The sequence below is a fragment of the Enterococcus innesii genome (assembly GCF_022846515.1).
GTDB lineage: Bacteria > Bacillota > Bacilli > Lactobacillales > Enterococcaceae > Enterococcus_D > Enterococcus_D innesii.
In genome coordinates this window covers 2,419,731-2,442,545 of record NZ_AP025635.1, presented here as the reverse complement: position 1 = coordinate 2,442,545, position 22,815 = coordinate 2,419,731, and the positions used below count along the sequence as shown (strand labels likewise).

General features: G+C 45.8%; 19 protein-coding genes and 1 other annotated feature. Of the genes, 4 read left to right on the top strand and 15 right to left on the bottom strand.

What is annotated here, in order from left to right; all coding sequences use genetic code 11:
* Positions 1 to 4: 4 nt before the first annotated feature.
* From ENLAB_RS11480 to ENLAB_RS11440, 9 genes are all read right to left on the bottom strand, one after another.
* Positions 5 to 229 carry a hypothetical protein gene (locus tag ENLAB_RS11480; protein WP_223347157.1) on the bottom strand — a complete coding sequence of 75 codons (225 nt, stop codon included), beginning with the start codon at positions 227 to 229 and terminating at the stop codon, positions 5 to 7.
* Between the two features lie 48 nt (positions 230 to 277).
* Positions 278 to 952 (bottom strand): HAD family hydrolase, encoded by a 675-nt coding sequence (locus tag ENLAB_RS11475; protein WP_086293902.1) that lies wholly within the window; start codon positions 950 to 952, stop codon positions 278 to 280.
* A 46-nt stretch (positions 953 to 998) separates the two neighbouring features.
* Entirely contained in the window at positions 999 to 1,799 is an 801-nt protein-coding gene (gene proC / locus ENLAB_RS11470) for a pyrroline-5-carboxylate reductase (protein ID WP_200125913.1), read from the bottom strand.
* Positions 1,800 to 1,860: 61 nt separating this feature from the next.
* Positions 1,861 to 2,562 carry a GntR family transcriptional regulator gene (locus tag ENLAB_RS11465; RefSeq protein WP_005232219.1) on the bottom strand — a complete coding sequence of 234 codons (702 nt, stop codon included), beginning with the start codon at positions 2,560 to 2,562 and terminating at the stop codon, positions 1,861 to 1,863.
* 43 nt (positions 2,563 to 2,605) lie between these two features.
* Positions 2,606 to 5,044: an FtsK/SpoIIIE family DNA translocase gene (locus ENLAB_RS11460; RefSeq protein ID WP_244351155.1), complete on the bottom strand. Its 2,439-nt coding sequence runs from the start codon at positions 5,042 to 5,044 to the stop codon at positions 2,606 to 2,608.
* 163 nt (positions 5,045 to 5,207) lie between these two features.
* Entirely contained in the window at positions 5,208 to 6,011 is an 804-nt protein-coding gene (locus ENLAB_RS11455; protein ID WP_005227273.1) for an amino acid ABC transporter substrate-binding protein, read from the bottom strand.
* A gap of 13 nt (positions 6,012 to 6,024) precedes the next feature.
* The gene (locus ENLAB_RS11450) at positions 6,025 to 6,657 is read right to left on the bottom strand and encodes an amino acid ABC transporter ATP-binding protein (RefSeq protein WP_005227272.1); all 633 of its coding nucleotides are present in this window, start codon (positions 6,655 to 6,657) and stop codon (positions 6,025 to 6,027) included.
* A gap of 12 nt (positions 6,658 to 6,669) precedes the next feature.
* Complete coding sequence (locus ENLAB_RS11445; RefSeq protein ID WP_010748717.1) at positions 6,670 to 7,314, bottom strand: amino acid ABC transporter permease; 645 nt, start codon at positions 7,312 to 7,314, stop codon at positions 6,670 to 6,672.
* A 307-nt stretch (positions 7,315 to 7,621) separates the two neighbouring features.
* Positions 7,622 to 7,856: a binding site (T-box leader), on the bottom strand.
* Between the two features lie 126 nt (positions 7,857 to 7,982).
* Positions 7,983 to 9,137, bottom strand: coding sequence for a cobalamin-independent methionine synthase II family protein (locus ENLAB_RS11440; RefSeq protein ID WP_200125909.1), 1,155 nt, complete (start codon positions 9,135 to 9,137; stop codon positions 7,983 to 7,985).
* Positions 9,138 to 9,263: 126 nt separating this feature from the next.
* Between ENLAB_RS11440 and ENLAB_RS11435 the strand changes: the two genes are divergently transcribed.
* Positions 9,264 to 10,184, top strand: coding sequence for a LysR family transcriptional regulator (locus ENLAB_RS11435; protein ID WP_005227268.1), 921 nt, complete (start codon positions 9,264 to 9,266; stop codon positions 10,182 to 10,184).
* A 128-nt stretch (positions 10,185 to 10,312) separates the two neighbouring features.
* Here ENLAB_RS11435 and ENLAB_RS11430 read toward each other — a convergent pair whose 3' ends face one another.
* From ENLAB_RS11430 to ENLAB_RS11410, 5 genes are all read right to left on the bottom strand, one after another.
* On the bottom strand, positions 10,313 to 12,679 hold the full coding sequence (locus ENLAB_RS11430; protein ID WP_244351152.1) for a phosphoketolase family protein: 2,367 nt from the start codon (positions 12,677 to 12,679) through the stop codon (positions 10,313 to 10,315).
* 197 nt (positions 12,680 to 12,876) lie between these two features.
* On the bottom strand, positions 12,877 to 14,301 hold the full coding sequence (gene araA / locus ENLAB_RS11425) for an L-arabinose isomerase (RefSeq protein ID WP_081118304.1): 1,425 nt from the start codon (positions 14,299 to 14,301) through the stop codon (positions 12,877 to 12,879).
* A 19-nt stretch (positions 14,302 to 14,320) separates the two neighbouring features.
* Positions 14,321 to 15,016 carry an L-ribulose-5-phosphate 4-epimerase gene (locus ENLAB_RS11420; RefSeq protein ID WP_008376133.1) on the bottom strand — a complete coding sequence of 232 codons (696 nt, stop codon included), beginning with the start codon at positions 15,014 to 15,016 and terminating at the stop codon, positions 14,321 to 14,323.
* A 19-nt stretch (positions 15,017 to 15,035) separates the two neighbouring features.
* Entirely contained in the window at positions 15,036 to 16,631 is a 1,596-nt protein-coding gene (locus ENLAB_RS11415; protein WP_200125905.1) for a xylulokinase, read from the bottom strand.
* A 4-nt stretch (positions 16,632 to 16,635) separates the two neighbouring features.
* Complete coding sequence (locus ENLAB_RS11410) at positions 16,636 to 17,742, bottom strand: GntR family transcriptional regulator (protein WP_375349985.1); 1,107 nt, start codon at positions 17,740 to 17,742, stop codon at positions 16,636 to 16,638.
* A gap of 149 nt (positions 17,743 to 17,891) precedes the next feature.
* Here ENLAB_RS11410 and ENLAB_RS11405 point away from each other — a divergent pair, with 149 nt between their 5' ends.
* From ENLAB_RS11405 to ENLAB_RS11395, 3 genes are all read left to right on the top strand, one after another.
* Positions 17,892 to 18,746, top strand: a complete 855-nt coding sequence (locus ENLAB_RS11405) for an SHOCT domain-containing protein (protein WP_200125901.1) — start codon at positions 17,892 to 17,894, stop codon at positions 18,744 to 18,746.
* A 330-nt stretch (positions 18,747 to 19,076) separates the two neighbouring features.
* Entirely contained in the window at positions 19,077 to 19,781 is a 705-nt protein-coding gene (locus tag ENLAB_RS11400) for a helix-turn-helix domain-containing protein (protein WP_233618987.1), read from the top strand.
* Positions 19,782 to 19,888: 107 nt separating this feature from the next.
* Entirely contained in the window at positions 19,889 to 20,998 is a 1,110-nt protein-coding gene (locus ENLAB_RS11395; RefSeq protein WP_077453935.1) for an ABC transporter ATP-binding protein, read from the top strand.
* 132 nt (positions 20,999 to 21,130) lie between these two features.
* Here ENLAB_RS11395 and ENLAB_RS11390 read toward each other — a convergent pair whose 3' ends face one another.
* Complete coding sequence (locus ENLAB_RS11390) at positions 21,131 to 22,588, bottom strand: alpha-L-fucosidase (protein WP_233618988.1); 1,458 nt, start codon at positions 22,586 to 22,588, stop codon at positions 21,131 to 21,133.
* Positions 22,589 to 22,815: the final 227 nt, after the last annotated feature.

Below are 22,815 nucleotides of genomic sequence, written 5' to 3'. Positions count from 1 at the left end.
CCCACTAGTTCTTCGTCGAAGGATAATTTACCATGTTTTTCCCCCGCCGCCAACGGCTACGATCGACCAAGAAAAGTCCTTTTGACAAATGGACGTTTTTGTCAAAATGAAACCCCTTTACTTTTTGTTTTTTTTCGCTTATTGTTAAACTTTCTTTAACTTTACCATGATGGCGAAAAACAAACCACTCATATCCTTTGAACTGTTTTTTTACCGGTCTTTTCTTCACAAAAAAAACTTCCTTTTTCTGCAACGAAAAAGGAAGCTTTTTTAGGTGTTATTTCAGTTGATCCTTTGCCAATAAATCATACACATACTTCAATGAGGTGGCTTCGCCATATAACTGAAGTCCGGCCTTCTCTTCTGGGGAGTAGACTTGATCAAAGCTTTGATCGGGAATCAGCACAACATCGATCTCCGCACGTGTCGCAGCTGTTGCTCCCACAAGAGAATCTTCCATGACTAATGCTTTTTCTGCTGCGACTTGCGCTTTTTCTAAAGTCAGCAAGTAAGGTGCTGGATCAGGTTTATGGGCGGAGACATCATCGCCAAAGGTCTGATAGTCAAAGGCCTGCAACAAATCGAAATGCGCCAACAATTCAGAGGCTCTTTTTTTCATCGTCGAGGTGGCTAGTGCCGTTTGGAAGCCTTTCTCCCGAGCCAATGCGATGGTTTCTTTCGCATAGGGTTTTGTTTTGAAGGTGCCATCGGTTATTTGCTGGGCAATATAGACTTCCCGTTCTGCTCGTAATTCCTGCACCCGCTGCTGACCACCTACGAGGTCGGCTAGTTTACTAGCCGTCTGTTGCCAACTTTGACCACGCCAACCAAAAATATCAGCGGCTGTAATCGGAAGCTGATACTTTTTAAATAGCGCCAACCACCCATCAAAATAGACTCTTTCAGTATCGACTAACAATCCATCAAAATCAAAAATCAAAAGTTCTTTCATAAACGCTCCTTCGTTTTGCTAAGATTTTCCCCTCACTCACTGGGGATCAAGACATTTCCCGACTTTTGTCAGCAGCTGCTTGCACTGCTTTGATGACAGCCGCACGAAAGCCATTTTCCTCTAAGGCTTTGACTGCTTGGATCGTTGTGCCCCCAGGCGAGCTGACACGATCTTTTAAGACACCTGGGTGTTCCTTCGTCTCTAGTACCATCTTCGCTGCGCCTAATACCGCTTGAGCAGCAAATTCATACGCCATCGGCCGCGGCATACCTTCTGCCACTGCTCCATCTGCCAAAGCTTCAATGAATAAATACGTGTAGGCTGGCGAAGAACCACTGACACCAATGACTGCATCGATCATGCTTTCTGGTACTTGCTCGGCTTTCCCAAGGCTTTCAAAAAGTTGTTTGACTTCGTTGGCTTCGGCTTCCGTTACTTGACCGTTGGGGCTGATAGAAGACATCCCTTCGCCGACAAGTGCGGGGGTATTTGGCATGACCCGCACGATTTTGTGCGCACCGATGATTTCTTCCATTTGCGCAATCGTCACACCCGCGGCAATGGAAACTAGCAAGTGTTCCTCAGTCAATCCTGCTTTTAAATCAGCAAGCAAGCGGGGAAAGACAAAAGGTTTGACTGCTAAGACGAAGATCTCTGCTTTTTCTGTGACATCCGCCAGCTTAGTTGTCCCAGTGATCCCGGTTTCTTTTTCTAATTGTGCCAAAGTCGGCTCGTAGCGATGGTTATAAACCAAGATCTCTGCTGGTTCATACAGCTTTGCTGCAATCAAGCCGTTGATGATGGCTTTTGCCATGTTACCGGCTCCTAAAAAGGCGATTTTTCTCATGTATTTCACGCTCCACTTCTGATTTTGGTACCACTTTTTGCTAAAAAAGCCTAATCAATGACTAGGCTTCAAATTCGATCATATACGGATGCAAGGCAGTGTTATAGATCCCTTCTGTATATTCTACCACTTCTCCTTGTAGATCATACGAATAACGGGTTCGTTTCAAGGCAGCGACCTCCGGCGTGATCATAAACTTCTGTTGCTCTTCAGTCAACGTCGTTGCCACAAACGCATCTTGAAAGCGATCGATGATCATTCGATGTTCATCCAATAGGCGATACAATGATTTTTCTTCAAAGACCTCGATGGAGGTTCCCTTTAGTTGCTTTGGCAAATGGTACTCATAGTAAATAAAAGGTTGGTGGTCAAAATAGTACATGCGACGTAAACGCATGACTTCTTTGCCCATTAAAGAATACGCAGGGTGTTCAGGCGCAAGTTCGACTAATTCATAGCTGAGGTTTTTCTTTGTGTATTCCTTGCCGGTCTTTTCAAGCAATTGGCTAAACGTCGTGCCTTTTGACAGCTTGTTGTAGGGGCGATTGCTTAAAACCGTCGTCCCACGTCCGCTGCGTTTTTCCACATACTCATCTGCCGCTAACAATTCGATGGCTTTGCGGACAGTGATCTTGCTGACATTGAAGGTAGCTTCCAATTCTGTTTCCGTCGGTAAAAATGAACCAATCGGGTAGCGACCCGACATGATGTCTTCTTTGAGCTTATCGGCAACATCACGGTAAAGAATGTGTTTGCGTTTCATTGCTATCTCGCCTTTCTCTCATTGGATTGGTCTGGTGTTCTCCTTATTCATCAACGGTAGGAATGTCTTCTGGTTGCGGCTCAATCAAGACTTTCCGTGGCTTGCTGCCTTCAGAAGGTCCTACGACGCCTTGATCTTCTAATTCATCCACTAACCGAGCTGCTCGGTTATAGCCGATACGAAAACGTCGCTGCAAGAGAGAAACGCTGGCGGTCTGCATTTCCACCACAAGAGCTTTGGCATCTTCGAATAGCTCATCTTGCGGTTGTCCGCTGCTGCCAGCACTCGTTTCTTCCTCAGTGACCATCATTTTTTCTTCATAATTGGCTTCTTGCTGATCTGTCACGAATTCAACCACTCGTTCGACTTCTTGGTCGGAAATAAAGGCCCCTTGGACCCGAATCGGTTTGTTCTCACCCATCGGCAGATACAGCATGTCGCCGCGTCCCAGCAGTTTTTCGGCTCCGTTCCCATCAATGATGGTCCGCGAATCAACACCGCTGGAAACAGCAAAGGCCATCCGTGATGGAACATTGGCTTTGATGATCCCTGTAATGACATCCACACTTGGTCGTTGCGTTGCTAAGATCATATGGATACCAGCTGCCCGCGCCATTTGCGCCAAACGAATGATGGCATCTTCGACTTCGTTGCTAGCAACCATCATCAAGTCAGCTAACTCATCGACGATCACCACAATGAATGGCAAGATCGGACGATTTTCGCCATCTTCTAAATTCTTATTGATTACTAAATCATTGTAGCCAGTAATGTTTCGGACCCCAGTTGCCGCAAATTTTTCGTAGCGTTCTTCCATTTCTTTGACCACTTTTTGCAACGCTTGCGCCGCTTTGCGGGGATTGGTCACAACGGGTGTCAAGAGATGGGGAATCCCATTGTAAACATTTAATTCAACCATTTTCGGGTCGATCATCATCAATTTGACTTCATGGGGTTTTGCCCGCATCAAAATACTGGTGATGATGCCGTTGATGGCTACGGACTTCCCGCTCCCAGTCGATCCGGCAATCAAGAGATGGGGCATTTTCGTTAAGTCTGCCGTTTGGACACGGCCAGAAATATCGCGTCCTAAAGGTACTTCTAATAGTTTATCTGGATGATCTGGTTGGGCTTCGATCACTTCTCGGAATGAAACCATGCTGACTGCGCTGTTTGGAACTTCGATCCCAATCAATGATTTCCCTGGGATCGGCGCTTCCATCCGGACGTCTTTGGCGGCCAAGGCTAAGGCGATATCATCGGTCAACCCGACGATTTTGCTGACTTTGACCCCTACTGCTGGTTGAACTTCGAATTTGGTTACTGCTGGTCCTAAGCTGGCTTTGACGACTTTTGCGTCAACACCGAAGCTTTGGAAGGTAGTTTCTAACACACCGATATTTTGTTCGATCTTTTTGTACTCGCTGCTTTGATCCGTTGAAGGGATCGAATCGAGTAATTGCGCTGAAGGCAATTCATAATCACGATTTTCAGCTTCTTCCGAAATCTCAAATTCCAATACTTCACCATCATCATCGAGGATCTCCCCGTCTTCATTGACCTTTTTGCTTGGTGCCGGTTTGTTTCCTGCTGGATGTGGTGCTTGAGCGGCCTCTGGTCCCGCCGCTTGCGGCAATTCCTGGAAGTGGTCGATGGGTACAAAGCTCAGCTGCTCTGGTTCAAAATCAGCTGGGGCTTGCATCTGCTGTTCTTTTGCTGATTTTTCGTCTTCTGTCATTGGTCGGACTTGATTCTTTTCTTTGATTTCCGCCATGACTGCTGCTCGCTCGGCTTCTTTTTTGGCTTCTTTCGCCGCTTGTTTCTCTGCTGCTCGTTCCGCTTTGCGGGCTTCTCGTTCGGCTTGCTTTTCTGGAGAGCCTTCTAACAACCGCTGTAGCTTGTCACCAGCTGCTTGCAGGTGCTCGACTAACTCGTGGCTGCTCATTTGGCTGAACAAGAACGCCCCGATCAGCATGAGTAAAACAGCGATGATGTAGCTGCCGATCTGGGAAACAAGAAAATAGGTCGCCCCATAAAGCATGGCGCCAATCATTCCGCCCCCGACATTTTGGGTCACTTGGCTGCGCCGAATATCGCCTAACAGCGTCATCCACGTCGTTTGGAAGATATTGGCTGGTTCTCCCACCACATTACTAAAGATTTGCGCATGGAGGATAATTAGTAAACCAAAATACACCAATACACAGCCAATCACTCGCCGAATACTCTTAAAGCGAGCATCGGTCGTTTTGATCGCTAACCAGACACCATAAGCGGCTAGGGCAACACTCAAAAATTGGTACGTGTTTCCGCCAACGATCCGAAACCCGTTGGCAATCAAGGTTCCTAAAAAACCTAAATGGAAAAAGCCAAATATCGAAAACAAGACAAAGAGCAGGCCGACGCCGACCAGCATTAATTTCTCTTGCTGTTTTTGTTGTTTTTTTGTTTTGCGTTTCTTTGCGCGTTTTTTTTGCGCCATTTCTATCCCTCTTTTCATCTTTCCCTATTATAACGAAAAAAGAAGGCGAACAAAAGTTTTCCTGTGAGAAATTTTGGTTAGGTGCTGGAATTTAAGCGAAAATTTCTTAAATGATGAAAAAAACACCAGCCGCTAAGCAGCCAGTGCCTCTTGTTGACTTGTTTTAGTTTGGTGTGACGTCTTCGCCAAACCACTTTTCAGAGATTTCAGCAAAGGTACCATTGTCTTGCAATTCTTTCAAACCATCATTGATTTTATCTGCCATGGCTTGATCGTCTTTCCGCACACCTACAGCAAAATCTTCTGCTTCAAAGGGGCTTTCGATTTCGTTGAAGTCATCGGTTTTGCCTGTTTGAGTCAAATAATATTCTGCGTAGACGCGGTCGATCAAAAGACCGTCGATCCGACCGTTTTCTAGATCGATAAAGGCTTCATTAAAGCTGGCATACAAGGTTGCGTCATTGCCGTCTACGAGATCCTTCAAAACTTCCGGTTGGTTATTGAAGGTCTCATAACCAGAAGAACCTTCTTGGGCACCTAAGACTTTGCCCTCCATATCATCAAAGCTAGTAATGCCGCTGGCTTTTGCTGTGACCAAGACTTGTTTGTTTTCCATATAAGTATCTGTAAACAATACTTTTTCTTCACGAGCTGCGGTTTTGGTATACCCGTTCCAGATCATATCGATGGTGCCATTGCTTAGTTCGGTTTCTTTCATGGACCAATCGATTGGTTGAAATTTGACTTTGGTTCCTGTTAGATCCAAGATCGCTGTGGCTAAATCCACATCAAACCCAACGATGTTGCCTTGGTCGTCTTTAAAGCCCATCGGTACGAAGGTATCGTCTAGGCCGACGATCACTTCTTCTTTGTCAGCGGCACTGGTTGTGGTGTCATTGCTGCTGCCACACGCCCCTAATAAAAATACACTTGCTGCTGCGATTCCCGTCAATAGTAATTTTTTCATTTTGTTCTCCCCCTTATTCTCCTGCTACTTTTAATAATTGATCGCCGATATTTTCGGCAAAAACCAAATCATGGGTCACCACGATCTGGGTCACTCCTTCTTTTTTCAGATCCAAGATCAGCTGTTCGACTTGCTGTCTCAAGCCTGGATCTAAGGCACTGGTAGGCTCGTCATAGGCCAACACTTTGGGATTCATCGCCATCGCTCGTGCGATAGCCACTCGTTGCCGCTGTCCCCCGGACAATTGGAAGGGATATTGGGCTAGTAGGTCACTTAACCCTAGTTTTTCTGCCAACTGTTCGGCTTTTGCTGTATACGCGGCCTTGTCTTGTTTTAGCACCATTTTTGGTGCCAAAGTGATGTTTTCAAAAACTGACAAGTGGGGAAACAATTGGAAGTCTTGGAAGACGACACCGACGACTTGTTCTTGTTCCTTTGTGTCGGTGGGATCAAAAGCTTTGCCATCCAGTAAAAAGCTTCCAGAATCGATCGTTTCTAACCCAGCCAGTGTCCGAAGCAAAGTGGTTTTCCCGCCACCGGAAGGACCGACCACCGCTAAGATACTGCCGTCTTCGATCGTCAAGTCTAGCTGATCGATGACTTTTTTAGCGCCAAATGATTTTGATACTTGTTTTAGTTCTAACATACGTGGTTCCTCCTAACGGTAATAGTCCAGTTTGGTCTCGATTTGTTTTAACAATAACGTGAAGACGCCCGTCATCACCAAGTAGATCAAGCCGACCCCAACTAACGGAAGTAAGGTACTGTCTCGCTCCATGGCGATTTTCCCGATTCGCATCACGTCTGACAAGCCTAAGATGTAAACGAGGGATGTGTCTTTGACAAGATTGATGACTTCATTGCCGACAGATGGCAGGGTGATCTTGACGACTTGTGGGATGATGATTTTTTGGATCGTTTGGATCGGGGACAAACGCAAGACTTTCGCGGCTTCGTACTGTCCGGCTGGAATCGATTGGATCCCCCCACGGAAAATCTCAGCAAAATAAGCAGCGTAATTGATAATAAAGGCGATCAAGGCTGCTTCAAAGCGGTCAAAGACGATCCCTAAGATCGGCAGACCGTAGAATACGAAGATCAACTGTAGCAATAAAGGCGTTCCTCGCATCAACCAAACGTAGACTTGCACGATCAATTTCAAAATACGCAGGCGACTGGCTAAAACAAAGGCCAACAAAATGCCTAAGGGAATGGACCCGATTAAGGTCAGTGCGAACAATTTAACGGTGATTCCAGTTCCTGAAATCAGTTGGGGCATAACATTGACTAAATACTCAAACATGGTGACTTCCTCCTTGATAGGTTTCAATTTCGATTAGCAGCGATACAGCTTAGCGACGGCTTCTCCGACGCTTATGTGGCGCTGTGCGTTGGCTGGTGAGGGGCAACTGGCAAGTTTCATTTTTCTAAAAAAGAAAAACAAAAAAAGCGCACACTGGCATTTGCCAGAGGACGCTAGATACGTGGTTCCACCTCAATTTGCCTTTCCTTCACAGGAAAAGGCCTCGTGCAGTCCTTGTGACCCTTCCACTTTCGGTTTTCGGTGAGCCGCAAAAAAAGAGAAAAAAAACGTCCCCTAGCCATTACAGCTAAAGGACGTTATCAACGCGGTTCCACCTTTGTTTATCAGTGCTTCACAGCAACTGAACTCAGAAAGTCATCAATCAATGACTGCTGCTGTAACGGGCAAACCCGGTCTCTCCTACTTTTCTTTCGGAAAAACGACTCCAAGATGTGTTTCACAACCATGCGTTATCTCTTTGCACCAACCAGAGACTCTCTTCAAACAGCAAGCCTTGCTACTCTTCTTTTCGATGTCTGTTTCATTAAGTTGTGTCTTACTTTACTCGCTCTTAAAGAAAATGTCAAACATTTTTTCTGAAATTTTCGAAACTTTGTCGCATGCACCGATTTCGAGGGGAAGATTTAGGGAAAAGAAGACGCAGCAGCTTAACCGAAGTACGCTTCAGCTAAGGCTTGTCCTTGCTTGATTTTTGCCCATTGCTGTTCAGTCGAAAGCTCATTGCCGCAGTCACAAGAGGCAAAGCCGCATTGATGAGAAAGATAAAGCCGCTCCTTAGGAATGATTTGACTAGCTTTATCTAATAAAGCGATCACTCGCTCTTCATCGTCTAATGTGGCGGTTTTGCTGGATAATAAGCCTAAGACAACCTCCACTTCTGGACGATCTTTCAGCGCTTCTAAAGCCGAGATATCACCGGCACGGTCATCGTCCCACTCTAGGAAAAAGCGGTCATAATGCTGATCACGCAAGAATTTTTCGGCGATCGCTTTGTAGGTACCACTGGCTGCCGCGCGGCTTTGGTAATTGCCGCGACAATTGTGGGTCCAGACTTTTAATCCTAATTCGTGGGCGTAATCAGCGACTTCGTTGTTGATCGCCACGAATTCATCAGCTAACGCTTCTAAGCCGTCATTGCCTTGGGTGAAGAAGCTCTTGTCATTGTCTTCGGCAAATAGTTCCCATAAACAATCATCGAACTGAACGATCTCACCACCGGCTTCTCGGTATTCCTGTAAGAATTCCTTGTAGGCGTTAAGCAGCCCTTTCCGCAAGGCCTCTTTCGTTGGATACACCTGACCTTCACCAACGAGGTCGTTAAAGACAGTCAGCTCGGTAAAGGCGTGGGCAGCCCCCCAGACGGTGATTTTGACTGGCAGGTCGCCAGCTTGGCGTTTGGTTTCTTTAAACAACGTCAAGTAATGATGGTTTTTGCCAGATAATGGTTCTGTGATTCGGATGCCGATGTCTTTACGCGTTTCAAAATGTCCACCGTCCAAATCTTCAAAGGCATACCCATGATCGGAGATATAGCGCTCAACGCCTTTTAATCCCCAGAGAAAATCCAGGTGCCACATCGAACGGCCGTGTTCGCCGTCTGTGATGACTGTGATGCCGTGTTCTTTTTGCGCTGCAATGATGTCAGCGATCGCTTTTGCTTCCGTTTCTTGGTAGCCAGGAAACGCATCATAAAACGGGTAGCGGATATCCTCCCGATGCTCGATTTGATTTTTGTAGTCCAATAAATCTTGTGGTCGTAACAATGACCCCACAAGTTGAAATTTGTCTGTTGCCATATCCATTCCTCCTATACAAAGTTTTCAAAATTGTTAGATTTATTCTAGCAAACATCTTATACTATAGATAATACTTATAAACTTATATATTCCATAGGCAATACCTATAACATAAAAAGGAGGTTGCATCCCATGCGTATCCAGCAGCTTGAATATTTGGAAAAAATCGTAGAAACTGGCTCTTTCAATGAAGCCGCTAAACAGCTTTTCATCAGTCAGCCCTCCCTCTCTCAAGCCATGAAAGAGTTGGAAAAAGAGTATGATCTGCAGCTGTTTTACCGCAGTAAATTAGGGGTGACCTTGACCGATGATGGCCGTTCCTTTCTCAACTATGCTCGAAATGTTTTAGACCAAGTCAATCTCTTGGACGAACGCTTTCGCAAAGACAGCCATCGCAAGCATGTTTTCAGTGTTTCCGCACAACACTATGCCTTCGTCGTCCACGCCTTCGTGGAGCTGGTCAAACAGTTAGGGGAAGATGAATTTCAATTCACCTTGCGAGAGACCCAGACTCAAAATGTACTGGATGATATCCAGACGTTTAAGAGCGAATTGGGGGTCATTTATCTGAATGATTTCAACACGACAGTCTTGACCCGTTTGATCCACGAAAAAGACCTGCAATTCATCCCTTTATTTGAAGCCAAACCCCACGTCTTCATCGGCCGAGAAAATCCCCTGACTCAGAAGAAAAGCATCACATTAGCTGATTTGGAACCATATACCTATTTGTCGTACGAACAAGGGGAAACCAATTCCTTCTACTTTTCTGAAGAGATCTTAAGCACTTTACAGCGCAAAAAACACATTCGCATCAGCGATCGTGCCACGATTTTCAATTTGATGGTGGGTCTCAACGGCTATACCATCAGCTCTGGGATCATCAGCAGTGAGCTGAATGATGAAAAAATCGTTGCGATTCCTTTGGAAGTCGATGATGCGATGACACTAGGTTACCTCAAACACAAGAAAATGGAACTGAGCGAGATGGCTTTGGACTATCTCGCCTTGTTGAAACAGCATATCAAAAATTACGGTTTCGACGTCTTTTAAAAAAAACGATCCGCAGACAGTCGATCGGGCTTCCTTAGGTAGGCGTCCCGACCCTGTTGCGGATCGTTTTGTTTCTTTTGTGCTTTTTTGTTCTTAAATTATCTTTCGCTGATGTTGTGGAGAATAAATCAACGCAATGGTTTCCATTCCCACTCTTCGACTTCGGCGATATCATAGCCGTTTTCTCGAATAAAGTCATGGTGATACGCAACGGTGTCTGCCATTTTTTTGGCAAAGTCCGCTGCTTTTTCTCCATAGACCCATTCGGCGGCGTCTTTGGCTAAGTGGAAGCGATCCAATTCAGAAAGGATCCGCATATCAAACGGTGTCGTGATGTCGCCATTTTCTCGGTACCCATGAATATGAAGCTGTTGGTTGCGACGGCCAAAGAAGATGTCGCGAATCAGTCCTTCATACCCGTGGAAAGCAAACACGATCGGTTTGTCTTTCGTAAAGTAGGCTTCGAATGCTTCATCGCTCAATCCACGAGGATCGACTTCTGGACGACGCAATTTCAATAGATCGACCACATTGATGAAGCGGACCTTCAACTCTGGGAAGGCTTCAATCAGCAACGAAACAGCAGCTAAAGCTTCCAAATTCGGTTCCGTCCCAGCAGCTGCGATCACAATATCGGGTTCTTGTCCTTCATCTGTCGATGCCCAGTCGATGACTTTCAAGCCATCTTTGACAAGCACTTTCGCTTCATCCGCCGAATAAAACTGCGGACGTGGGTGTTTTGAAGAGACCACTAGATTGATCTTTTCTTCAGAAGCGAGCGTTTCTGCCATGACAGCCATCAAGCTATTGGCATCGGCTGGCAAGTAGACCCGCACAAAGTCGGCTTTTTTCTCTGCAATATGGGTCATGATCCCTGGATCTTGGTGGGTGTACCCATTATGGTCTTGTTGGAAGACCGTTGATGAAGCAATCAAATTCAATGAGGGGTACGGGTTGCGCCAGTCCAGATCATGGGCTTTTCGTAACCATTTGAAGTGTTGCGTGATCATAGAATCAACGACTCTTAAGAATGACTCGTAGCTGGCAAAGAAGCCATGACGACCCGTCAGCACATAGCCTTCCAAGAAGCCTTCTGCTTGATGTTCTGATAATTGTGAATCAATCACACGGCCCACTGAAGACAGCCATTCATCATAATCAGGATGTTTTGGCTCCAACCATTGGCGGTCCGTGACTTCAAACACATGGTTCAACCGATTGGATTTGGCTTCATCTGGGCCAAAGATGCGGAAGTTGTCGGGATTTTCTTTGATGATGTCACGGGCAAATTTCCCAAAGACCATCATATCTTGGGCCGTCGTTTCCCCTGGTGTCTCAATCGCAATGGCATGTGCTTGCCAATCTGGTAAGCTTAGCGGTTGCGGATCGATCCCCCCGTTAGTGATTGGGTTGACAGCCATCCGCTGCTCCCCTTTTGGCGCCAATTCTTGAATCTCAGCTTTGATGCGGCCGTTTTCGTCAAAAAGCTCTTCTGGACGATAAGACTGCAGCCAATCCGTCAAAGCATCCACGTGTTCCATATGTTTCGCATTGACCGGGATCGGCACTTGGTGGGCACGGAAGCCCCCTTCAATCGGCTCGCCATCCCAGACTTTCGGTCCAGTCCACCCTTTTGGTGTGCGAACGATCAAAACAGGCCAATGAGGCATAGCGGCTTCTTCCGCAGAACCTTTGCGGGCTTCTGCTTGGATCGCGTGGATCTGTTCGATGGCTTGATCCATCTTCTGTGCCAATTGCGGATGAACGGCTTCTGGATCGTCCCCTTCTACGAAATAAGGGGTCCAACCCATGCCTTCAAAATATTTCGTGAGATCTTGGTCGCTTTTACGAGCCAAAATCGTTGGGTTGGCAATTTTGGCGCCATTCAAATGCAAGATAGGCAAAATTGCGCCATCATTGACTGGATTGATAAAGGTGTTTGAAAACCAGCTGCCCGCTAATGGTCCGGTTTCGGCTTCGCCATCACCGACCACTACTGCTGCAATGACATCGGGATTGTCTAAAATAGCTCCGGTAGCGTGGGCGATGGAATAGCCTAACTCGCCGCCTTCATGGATCGAACCTGGCGTTTCAGGTGCCGCATGAGAAGCGATCCCACCTGGGAAAGAGAAAGTTTTGAATAAATGTTTCATCCCTGCTTCGTCTTGGGTGGCTTTTGGATAGATCTCGCTGTAGCTGCCGTCTAAATAAGCATTCGCAACCATGACTTGTCCGCCATGGCCCGGTCCTTCGATATAAAACATGTTTAAGTCGTACTTATTGATGACGCGATTAAGATGGGTGTAAATAAAATTTTGTCCGGCGATCGTTCCCCAGTGACCAATTGGATTCACTTTCAAATCTTTTTCTTCGATGGGGCGGCGCAATAAGGGATTGTCTTTCAAATAGATCTGACCAACGGAAAGGTAGTTGGCTGCTCGCCACCAAGCGTTCATTTTCTGATAATACTCTGGTGTATCGTAGGTTGTCTTCATTGTTCTCCTCCTTTTAGTCCATTGTTCCACTCTTACATAAAAGTCTATGCCCCCTATATTTAAAAGTCAATTTTGCTGATTGCTGGTGCTTTCAGGGGTCTGCTTATCCGCACTTTGCAGCCAGAAGGCAAGAAAGCTTAAGAAAAACGCAAAGAAACCGCCGACTATCGCCAACGATTTCTTTTGTGATCGGGTACTTATTTGATCGTTACGTATTCTAATCCTACAAGCTTCGCCCATGTTTCGATCTGATCAGAATTTAAGACAAGTGAGACAACGGTGTGATGGCCACCGCCTGTTTCGATCCATTGTTTGACGCCATCGTGGAAGTTTGGTTTTGGTGTCCACATTACTCGTGCAACCGGTAGTTTTGGTGCTTCTTCAGTTGGCTCAAAGGCATCGACTTCATTGATCAATAATTTGTAGTGGGTGCCAAAGTCGGCCATCGAAACCACGACACCTTCGCCGCCTTGGCCGTCAAAGACGAGGCGAGCCGGGTCTTCACGATCCCCCATTGACAGTGGTGAAACCACGATTTTTGGTTTATTGGCTGCTAATACTGGATCGACTTCCATCATATGGGATTGCAAGATGGCTTCTTTTCCTGGTGTCAGCTCATAGGTATAGTCTTCCATAAAACCAGTCGCTTTATTGTGAGCCATGATTTTCATCAAGCGATCAATAGCGGCGGTTTTCCAGTCCCCTTCACCGGCAAACCCGTAGCCTTCTGCCATCAAGCGTTGTACAGCTAAACCAGGCAACTGCTGCATACCATACAGGTCTTCAAAGTTCGTGGTAAATGCCGTATAGCCGCCTGCTTCAAGGAAGCGGCGCAGACCGATTTCTTGTTTGGCTTGGGCTTTGACATGACGTCCCCACTCTTCTTTGTCGTAATCGCCATAATCGAAATCATACAGCTGGCTGTATTCTTCAAAGAGTGCATCGATTTCTTCGTCAGTCACCGCATCGACAACTTGTACCAAATCGCCGATCCCAAAATAATCAACGGTCCAACCAAATTGGATCTGTGCTTCGACTTTGTCGCCTTCCGTCACCCCAACGTTACGCATGTTGTCGCCAAAACGAGCGACTTTGATTTGGAAGCTTTCATTGTAACCAACTGCCACGTCCATCCAAGCAGCGATTTCTTTTTGGATGGCTTCATTTTTCCAATAACCGACAACGATTTTGTTTTGTTTTTTCAAACGGGCATTGATAAATCCATATTCTCGGTCACCATGAGCCGCTTGGTTCAAGTTCATAAAGTCCATATCGATGGTTTCCCATGGAATTTGTTCATTGTATTGAGTGGCAAGGTGCAGCAATGGTTTTTGTAATAATTTCGTGCCGCGAATCCACATTTTTGCTGGTGAGAAGGTGTGCATCCAGGTGATCACCCCAGCGACTTCATCCCGATAGTTGACTTCTTTCATGATTTTCGTAATCGTATCGGCAGTAACAGCGAGTTCTTGTAAAACGACTGGATAAGGCAGCTTTGAGCTGTCATTTAAGCTTTTGACCATTTCTTCTGCATGGTCCCGTACTTCTTGTAATGCTTCTTCTCCATATAAGTGCTGTGATCCTACGACGAACCAAAATTCTTTTTTCCCGATTTCTAACATTCTGCTTGCTCCTTTTTCGTTATTTTTGCCCGTAATAGGCATTTTCTCCATGTTTGCGTAAATAATGTTTGTCTAAGACCCGCTGCGGCAATTCGGGTGCGTAACTGTTCAGCTGGCGCGTGATAAAATTCATCTTGGCGACTTCTTCTAAGACCACTGCGTTCATCACCGCCGCATCCGCCGTTTTGCCCCAGGTAAACGGTCCATGACCGTGAAGCAAGACACCAGGAATTTCTTCTGGCGTGATGCCGCGTTCCTTAAAGGTTTCGACGATCACCTGTCCTGTTTGTGCTTCATAGCCTTCATCGATCTCGGCTTGCGTCAAAAAGCGGGCACAGGGGACTGCTCCATAAAACGTATCGGCATGGGTCGTGCCCATCGCTGGCAGATCGAGTCCTGCCTGAGCCCAGCTCGTCGCCCAAGTAGAATGGGTATGGACGATCCCACCAATTTCTGGAAATGCTTTGTATAAAACGGCATGCGTTGGCGTATCGGAGGAAGGATTTTTCGCTCCTTCCACTACGTTGCCCTCAAAATCACAAACCACCATATCACTGGCTTGCATGGTTTCATAGTCAACACCGCTAGGTTTGATGACAAACAACTGCTGTTGGCGATCCACTGCTGACACATTGCCCCAGGTGTATTTGATCAATCCTTGCTTCGGCAATGCCAAATTGGCCTGAAAGACTTCTTCTTTTAATCCTTCTAACACAAAATTCCCTTCTTTCTTTTTAAATCAACGCATCGATTGCCGCTTGCTCGATCGGCAACCCTGCTTGGTAACGTTGAGTAAAGACGGTGAACCCCTGAATGTCGGCTTCTGTCGGGGCTAACGTCACGCCGTGGTCATTTTTAAATACTTGATCTGCTAAGAATGCTGCCAAGGATTGTTCTGGCGTGTGACGGCGAAGGTATGCTGCTAAAAGGGCGATCCCCCAGGCGCCGCCTTCACCAGCCGTTTCCATGACCGTGACTGGGGCTTCCATGACAGCTGCCAAGACACGTTGGGCAACTTCTGGCGTTTTGAAGATCCCCCCGTGACCAACGATTCGATCAATGGCGACGTCTTCGGCTTCCAGAATCTTCATCCCGATCTTCATCGCACCAAAGGCACTAAACAGATGTAAGCGCATGAAATTTGCTAAAGTAAAAGAACTCTCTGGCGATCGGACGAAAAGCGGCCGTCCTTCAGGGATCTTAGTGATATTTTCACCAGAATAATAGCCATAAGAAAGCATCCCGCCACATTCTGAATCCCCTTTCAATGCTTCGTTGAATAAGGTCGCAAACAATTCTTCCGTGGAAAGTTTCATTCCAGCTGCGTCGGCAAATTCGCGGAAAATTTTGACCCAGGCATTGATCTCCGAGGTACAGTTATTCGTATGGACCATCCCCACCAAATCTCCAGAAGGCGTCGTGACCAAATCGATCTCTGGATACACTTTAGTTAAGGGTTCTTCTAAGACGATCATGGCAAAAGCCGACGTCCCGGCTGAAACATTCCCGCTTCGCTGTGCCACACTATTCGTGGCAACCATGCCAGTGCCCGCATCGCCTTCTGGCGGACATAACGGGATGCCAGCTTGCAAAGTACCAGTTGGGTCGAGTTTTTTTGCGCCTTCTGCCGTCAATGTGCCGGCTGGTTCGCCTGCTGTCAACACTTGTGGCAAAAGGTCTTTGATCTGCCAAGGATACCCCTGACTGCTGATTTGTGCATCAAATTGCTGCAGCATATTCGCATCATAGTTTTTTGTCGTACTGTCGATTGGGAACATCCCAGATGCATCGCCGATTCCGATAACTTTTTCCCCTGTCAGCTGCCAATGGACATAGCCGGCTAAGGTAGTGAAAAAAGCGACCTCTGGGACGTGGGCTTCTTGATTCAAAATCGCTTGATACAAGTGCGCGATACTCCACCGCTGTGGGATGTTGTATTGGAACAATGCCGTCAAGGCTTTTTCTGCTTCTTCCGTGATCGCATTGCGCCACGTCCGAAAAGGTACCAACAGCGTGCCTTGTTGATCAAAAGCCATATAGCCGTGCATCATTGCAGAAAAACCGATACTGCCGATCGTCGTCAAAGGTACCTCGAATTGCTGCTGGATGTTGTGCGCTAACTCTTGATAGCTGGCTTGCAGTCCTTGCCAAATCGCCTCTAGCGAGTAGGTCCAAATCCCTTGTTCCAATTGATTTTCCCATTCAAAGCTGCCGGAAGCGATCGTCTGAAACTGCTCATCGATCAAGACAGCTTTGATCCGTGTCGAGCCTAGCTCGATCCCAAGAGACGTGCGCCCGTCAATAATTGCTTGCCTTACTTGTTGCGTCATCTTCTTACTCTCCTTTTTGGTTATTGACTGAACCGCGAACGATCAGCTCCGGTTCAAAATAAAAGCGTTGCGCTTCTGTTGCCTTACCTGTAGTGATCCATTGTGCTGCCAATTCCCCCATCGCTTCTTTCGGGTGAGTCAGTGTGGTGATCGCCGGTGTGGACAAGGTGCTAAGGGGCGAGTCATCGTTACCCACGATCGAAAAATCAGTAGGAACGTTCTTCCCCGAAGCCGTCAATGCTTGAATCAAGCGATGCGCGATCTCATCGTTGTAACAAACGATGCCTGTGACTTGATTATCGGCAGCCGTCAAGCGCTGGATCGCTTGTTCAATAACGGCTTCTTTTGACTCCGTCGTATACGTCAAGACGTCTTCTGCTGCAAACGTCCGCTTGGCTTGGGTCAACGCTTTGACAAACCCTTTCATCCGATATTTCCCTTGTAAGTCATCGATTTTCGTGATCATCATCAACTGCTGATGCTGTTGCTCTAATAGATAATTGGTTGCTAAAAACCCAGAACGTGTATCGTTGACACAAATATGCGGCAAGTCTAGTTCTTCGTAATAGGCATTGATCATGACGAGAGGAATCCCAGCTTCTTGAAGGGCGACATAATAGGCAAGATTCGGGTTGTACTGGCTGCTCTTCGTTGGTTCAACGATCAACCCGTCTACCCCTTGATCCATCATTTGCTGCAAGCACGCTCTTTCTTGCTCATGATCATTGTTGGTTGAGCCTAAAAGCAGTGAGTAGCCTTGCTCCCGCAATGTCTGCTCTACGCCGCGCATGATCGAAGGGAAAATATAATCAGACAAATAGGTCATGATGATCCCGATTGTTTTGCGGTTTTTATGATTGACAGTCTCAGGTTTTGAAACGTAGGTGCCTGAGCCCCGTTCTTTTCTTAAATAGCCTTCATTGACCAAAACAGCGATCGCTTGGCGCACCGTGTGGCGGCTATAATGAAATTCTTCCTGTAAGGTTGCTTCTGAAGGGATCGCATCGCCTTCTTGATAGGTGCCTAAGCGGATCTTTTCTCTTAAGATATCCGCAAGTTGTTCGTACTTATTCGCCATTTTAATCCCATCTTTCAAAAGTTGTCCGTACATCTAAGATACCAAGAAACCGCTTCCGTGTCAATTGCTGCTATGGCTTTTTTTCTAAAAAAACCTAACGAAAAGAAGGTAAATGATAAATTCTCCTTATTTTCATCAGAATAAAACGAATCAAAACACTATTTGTTGTATAATTGAATAAAATGTTGCTTATTACGTTTAAGGAGGTAAGTATTTTGACGAGAACACCTAATGAAACCTACGAGGAACCCATTATTTTGTATTCAAAAAAATATCGAGAAAATCGCAGACATGATGCCAGCTGTCGTTGGCTTATTACGAAAAAAGGCGTCTGGATAAACAACACCCATCCAAAAATCCCAGATGAAAAAATCCCCATGGCAAAAATTGCCGATGTGGAATTACATATAGGCAAAGGTCTCTTAGTGGACTACCTCCGACTGCAGATACCAGGTAATTCTCAATTGCTCTATTTCACCAATCGAATCGATGCCCAAAAAGCCTATGAATTTTTAACCACTCGCCTTGCAGCACTTGGCGGGCAATCAGCCAAAAGTTACGTGGATGAAGAGGCTGGAAAAATCAAATTACTTTCCTATCATTATCGTGAGGCTTGGGTCATTTCAGAAGATACCCTCACAATCATCGATTACAAGAAGAAAGCGAAACAGGTTCTGCAGATTCCCCAAATTACCAGTGTCAATTTGAAAGAAGTTGCCGAATCTGGTCTTTGGAAAGGCAATGGCTTCTTGGAACTGTATATTGGCGGCGGGGCAATCAGAGAAACCCATTCTCGCAGAAGGACGGAACCAAACCACTCCCTTTGCTTTGCCGAAAAAGACCTGCTGATTGCTCGGATCATACAGCGCTATCTCACTAACTTCCCCCGTGAGCATGCGATACTGCCCCCGCAACCAACTGTAAACCCGACGGCACAGGTCATTGCTGAACTACGTGAACTAAAAGTATTGGTTGACGAAGGAATTCTGACTGAAGAAGAATTTGTGTTGAAGAAAAAGCAACGATTAGGATTATAGAAGCAATCGCTTCGGGAAAAAAGCCGCCCTCCTGCCATGCGAAGGCAGAGATTTCGGTGAAGGGCTGTGTTTTTTTCCTGAGAAAATTTTGAACGGTTTTTTTAGAACATGCTATACTAAATGAAGAATACGTAGAGCATCTCAAAGGAGGTCTTTCTCATTTTTTCTTTTAATGACATCAAAGCGCGTTTCCCCCAGGCAACGCTGCATGACAAAGTATCCACAACGAAGGACATCGAATCCATCGCTTTCGGCAAAAAATATATTTGGCTGCCAACTGACCAATTAAGTGACAGTGAAAAACTGCTGATCCAACTGGGAAACGGCTCTTTGCAACCAGAAATCGATAACCGAAACCATCCATGGTATTCGATTTTATTTGAACATCAGCCCGTTCAAGAGCCAGAGTGGATTCGCCTGCTGCAAGTTCATTTCACCCGAACCATCGACTCCTTACAATCCGAATGGCTCACAGAGATCCAGCAAATGCTCCCTAGCGTAGTGGATCTTTTTTTCCTCACCGAAAACCATGCGGTGATCGTAGAAAAACAAGATAGTGCCAATTTGCCCATCGAAGATCTTGACGGCTTATTCGTGGCTTTGGATATGGATTTCGACTGCTATTCTCAGCTATTCGTCGGTCCCTTCCATCACCCACGCCACGACTTCACTACCTTATGGACGAGTGAATCTACCCTGTTCAAAAATGAGTTAAAAACGAAAACTACCAGTAAAAGTATGGATCTGCCCAAAGTGGTCTTCTCTCTTTTTCGCAATGGCTTTTCCGAGTATATTTCCTTGTTCCGTACCTTGTATCTAGATTGGTTTGAAGAAGAGACCGAAACGATCATTCAATCCCTGTGGCGCAATCAAGGCAATGCGAGTTCTACTGCCAAAGAACTGTTTATGCATCGGAATTCTCTCCTATATAAGATCGATAAGTTTCAAACACTGACGCGCTTGAATTTAAAAAATATGGATGATCTTTTGCTTTGCTATTTACTGATCGACCAATTCACCCATCAGAGCAATTAAACAACCTGCACAAGAAAACGTTTTTTTCTTGTGCAGGTTTCCGTTGCGCATTCGAAGCGTTTTCATTTATGCTATTCATGTAAACTAAATGGAAAGAGGTAATCCCAATGGTAGAAATGGCCTTAAAAAATATCCACAAAAAATATGACAATAATGATGCATATTCGGTAACTGATTTTAATTTAGATATCGCTGATCGCGAATTCATCGTTTTCGTCGGACCTTCTGGTTGCGGAAAATCCACAACCCTTCGAATGATCGCTGGTTTAGAAGATATTTCTGAAGGCGAATTGAGCATCGGTGGAAAAGTAATGAACGATGTGGCACCAAAAGACCGCGACATCGCAATGGTTTTCCAGAACTACGCATTGTATCCCCATATGACTGTTTTCAACAACATGGCATTTGGTTTGAAATTGCGTAAATACGACAAAGAAGAAATCAAAAAACGGGTAGAAAATGCCGCTGAGATCTTAGGATTAACAGAATACTTAGATCGTAAACCAGCTGCCCTTTCAGGTGGTCAGCGTCAACGGGTTGCCTTAGGCCGTGCCATCGTTCGTGATGCCAAAGTCTTCTTGATGGATGAGCCGTTGTCAAACTTAGATGCGAAATTGCGGGTTGCCATGCGTGCGGAAATCGCAAAATTACACCAACGTTTAGAAACAACGACGATCTATGTAACCCATGACCAAACAGAAGCGATGACCATGGCTGACCGGATCGTTATCATGAAAGATGGCTTCATTCAACAAATTGGTTCACCAAAAGAAGTCTACAACACGCCGAAAAATATTTTCGTTGCCGGCTTTATCGGTTCACCAGCAATGAACTTCTTCAATGTTACGTTGAAAAACGGCATGATCTCTGATGGACAAAGCTTGAACTTACGTATTCCTGAAGGCAAGAACAAGGTTCTTGTGGAAAAAGGCTACGAAGGCAAACAATTAGTCTTTGGTATTCGTCCAGAAGATATCCACAGTGAACAAATCGCATTGGAAGCTTCTCCTGAAGCAACTGTACGTGCTGAAGTGGTCGTATCTGAACTATTAGGTGCAGAAACAATGCTTTATACACGTGTAGGTGCGACTGAATTTATCTCGAAAGTTGATGCCCGCGACTTCCATCGTCCAGGTGAAACAGTTGATTTGGCTTTCAACATCAACAAAGCACACTTCTTCGATAAAGATTCAGAAAATGTCATCACACTTCCTTAATTTGTAGTTACCATGCACTGTTCTCGGATTTGCCCCCTAGGCAGTCGCATTTAACTAATATCCACTTTTATTCCTTATTTGTATCCCCCAAAAACAGACAGTCAGCCGACTGTCTGTTTTTGGGTTGCTTTTTTATTCTTCCTGAGGCACATAACGAGCGGCCATGGTTTGAATGATCGGTGTTTGCCGAACTTGAGTAAAAACGATTTTGACAGCAGACACGCCGACTGCTTCAAAGCTGATGATTTTTTGATAGCCGATCGTCACTATTTCGGTCAGCAACTGTTGTCCTTCTGCCGTTTGCAGAAAAATTTTTGCTTTTTCTACCCGTTGCCCATATTGAATCGCTTCTTTCAGTACAAGTGTATTGATGACGACCGGTTCTGCAAAATGTAGGGTCAGCCATGGCCGTTTGTCTTCCAAGTCCGGTTTCCAATACTGGCCAAACGCTTGAGATAGTTGGAGCTTATCCATTCTGCTGGACACACTGGTTGAAGAGCTCGCAAACGTGCCGTTCCTTTCAGTCGTCACCTCTTTCAATTGTTTAATCGAGTGACCTAATTGCTGCAATGCCTTTTGATCCATTGGATGGATCATACCATCCGGCATCGGCGGCACATTAAGTAGAAAAGAACTATTGCCCCCAACGCTCTGCTTGTAAAAGGACCAGAGCTCAGCGCCGCTTTTTACTTGTTGGTCTTCTGATGGATGATAAAACCAGCCGGGGCGAATTGATAAGTTGACCTCAGCAGGGTACCAAGCCAATTCAGCAGCTTCTTTAATGCCGTACTTTTTCAGCGCTTGTCGGCTTCCTAAATCCATTTCCATACTGGAGATTGATTGCCGAAACGCTGCGCTATCGGCTTTTTGCGAATGACTCGCTGTTTTTTCAGCATCCTTTAATGCTGCTGGCACCACACTCCATTCTTGAAGCCTGGTTTGCCCCGCTTCGTTTCCTACCCAACGGACATCCGGTCCGCAAATCGCAATCACCGCATTGGGTTGCAGCTCTCGAATCACTTGATAATACCGTTCCCAATCATAGTTTTGGCGTTTTCCATTGGGCCCTTCACCATTGGCGCCATCTAACCATATTTCGAATATATCACCATAATTGGTTAAAAGTTCTGTCAACTGCGCTGTATAAAAATCATCATAGGCTTGCCCCATTCCATAACAAGCTTCATGCTGATCCCAAGGCGATAAATAAATGCCGAATTTCAGGTCTGCTTGACGGCAAGCATCAGAAAGTTCTTTCACTAAATCACCTTGACCATTGCGCCAGGGCGTTGAAGCGACTGTGAAAGCAGTGTGCTGGCTTGGCCATAAGCAAAAGCCATCATGGTGTTTGCAGGTCAAAATGATTCCCTGCATACCGCTTTGCTTCATTGTGGAAACCCATTGATGACAGTCTAAATTTTGCGGGTCAAATACCGTTGGCGACTCATTGCCGAGCCCCCATTCACGATTGGTCATCGTATTGAGACCAAAGTGGATAAAGCCATAAAATTCCAACTGCTGCCACTGTAGTTGTCGTTTACTGGGGCGAATCTGGGTAAGGTCTGCTGGTTTGATAATCTGTTCCTCCATTCTATGAGTTGTTTGCTGCTTTAAGGAAACAGATACAAGATCGATTCTTGACTATTTCCTTATTGGAAAAGATCCGCCGCCTTTACTGTACTTTTGCCACCTGTCCACTCACTGGCAAACGAAGTACAAGAACTGACCGAAGCAGCATTCAATCGGCGGTTCTTCCCTATCAGGTGATCAAACTACTTTACGATAAAAAGAGTAGTGCTTGCTTGGGGGATTCGCAA

Coding starts and splice junctions, on each gene's coding strand:
- araA (WP_081118304.1), bottom strand. CDS start 14,301: ATGTTAGAAATCGGGAAAAAAGAATTTTGGTTCGTCGTAGGATCACAG.
- ENLAB_RS11440 (WP_200125909.1), bottom strand. CDS start 9,137: ATGGATATGGCAACAGACAAATTTCAACTTGTGGGGTCATTGTTACGA.
- ENLAB_RS11455 (WP_005227273.1), bottom strand. CDS start 6,011: ATGAAAAAATTACTATTGACGGGAATCGCAGCAGCAAGTGTATTTTTA.
- ENLAB_RS11435 (WP_005227268.1), top strand. CDS start 9,264: ATGCGTATCCAGCAGCTTGAATATTTGGAAAAAATCGTAGAAACTGGC.
- ENLAB_RS11395 (WP_077453935.1), top strand. CDS start 19,889: ATGGTAGAAATGGCCTTAAAAAATATCCACAAAAAATATGACAATAAT.
- ENLAB_RS11410 (WP_375349985.1), bottom strand. CDS start 17,742: ATGTACGGACAACTTTTGAAAGATGGGATTAAAATGGCGAATAAGTAC.
- ENLAB_RS11460 (WP_244351155.1), bottom strand. CDS start 5,044: ATGGCGCAAAAAAAACGCGCAAAGAAACGCAAAACAAAAAAACAACAA.
- proC (WP_200125913.1), bottom strand. CDS start 1,799: ATGAGAAAAATCGCCTTTTTAGGAGCCGGTAACATGGCAAAAGCCATC.
- ENLAB_RS11475 (WP_086293902.1), bottom strand. CDS start 952: ATGAAAGAACTTTTGATTTTTGATTTTGATGGATTGTTAGTCGATACT.
- ENLAB_RS11450 (WP_005227272.1), bottom strand. CDS start 6,657: ATGTTAGAACTAAAACAAGTATCAAAATCATTTGGCGCTAAAAAAGTC.
- ENLAB_RS11445 (WP_010748717.1), bottom strand. CDS start 7,314: ATGTTTGAGTATTTAGTCAATGTTATGCCCCAACTGATTTCAGGAACT.
- ENLAB_RS11415 (WP_200125905.1), bottom strand. CDS start 16,631: ATGACGCAACAAGTAAGGCAAGCAATTATTGACGGGCGCACGTCTCTT.
- ENLAB_RS11430 (WP_244351152.1), bottom strand. CDS start 12,679: ATGAAGACAACCTACGATACACCAGAGTATTATCAGAAAATGAACGCT.
- ENLAB_RS11390 (WP_233618988.1), bottom strand. CDS start 22,588: ATGGAGGAACAGATTATCAAACCAGCAGACCTTACCCAGATTCGCCCC.
- ENLAB_RS11465 (WP_005232219.1), bottom strand. CDS start 2,562: ATGAAACGCAAACACATTCTTTACCGTGATGTTGCCGATAAGCTCAAA.
- ENLAB_RS11405 (WP_200125901.1), top strand. CDS start 17,892: ATGTTGCTTATTACGTTTAAGGAGGTAAGTATTTTGACGAGAACACCT.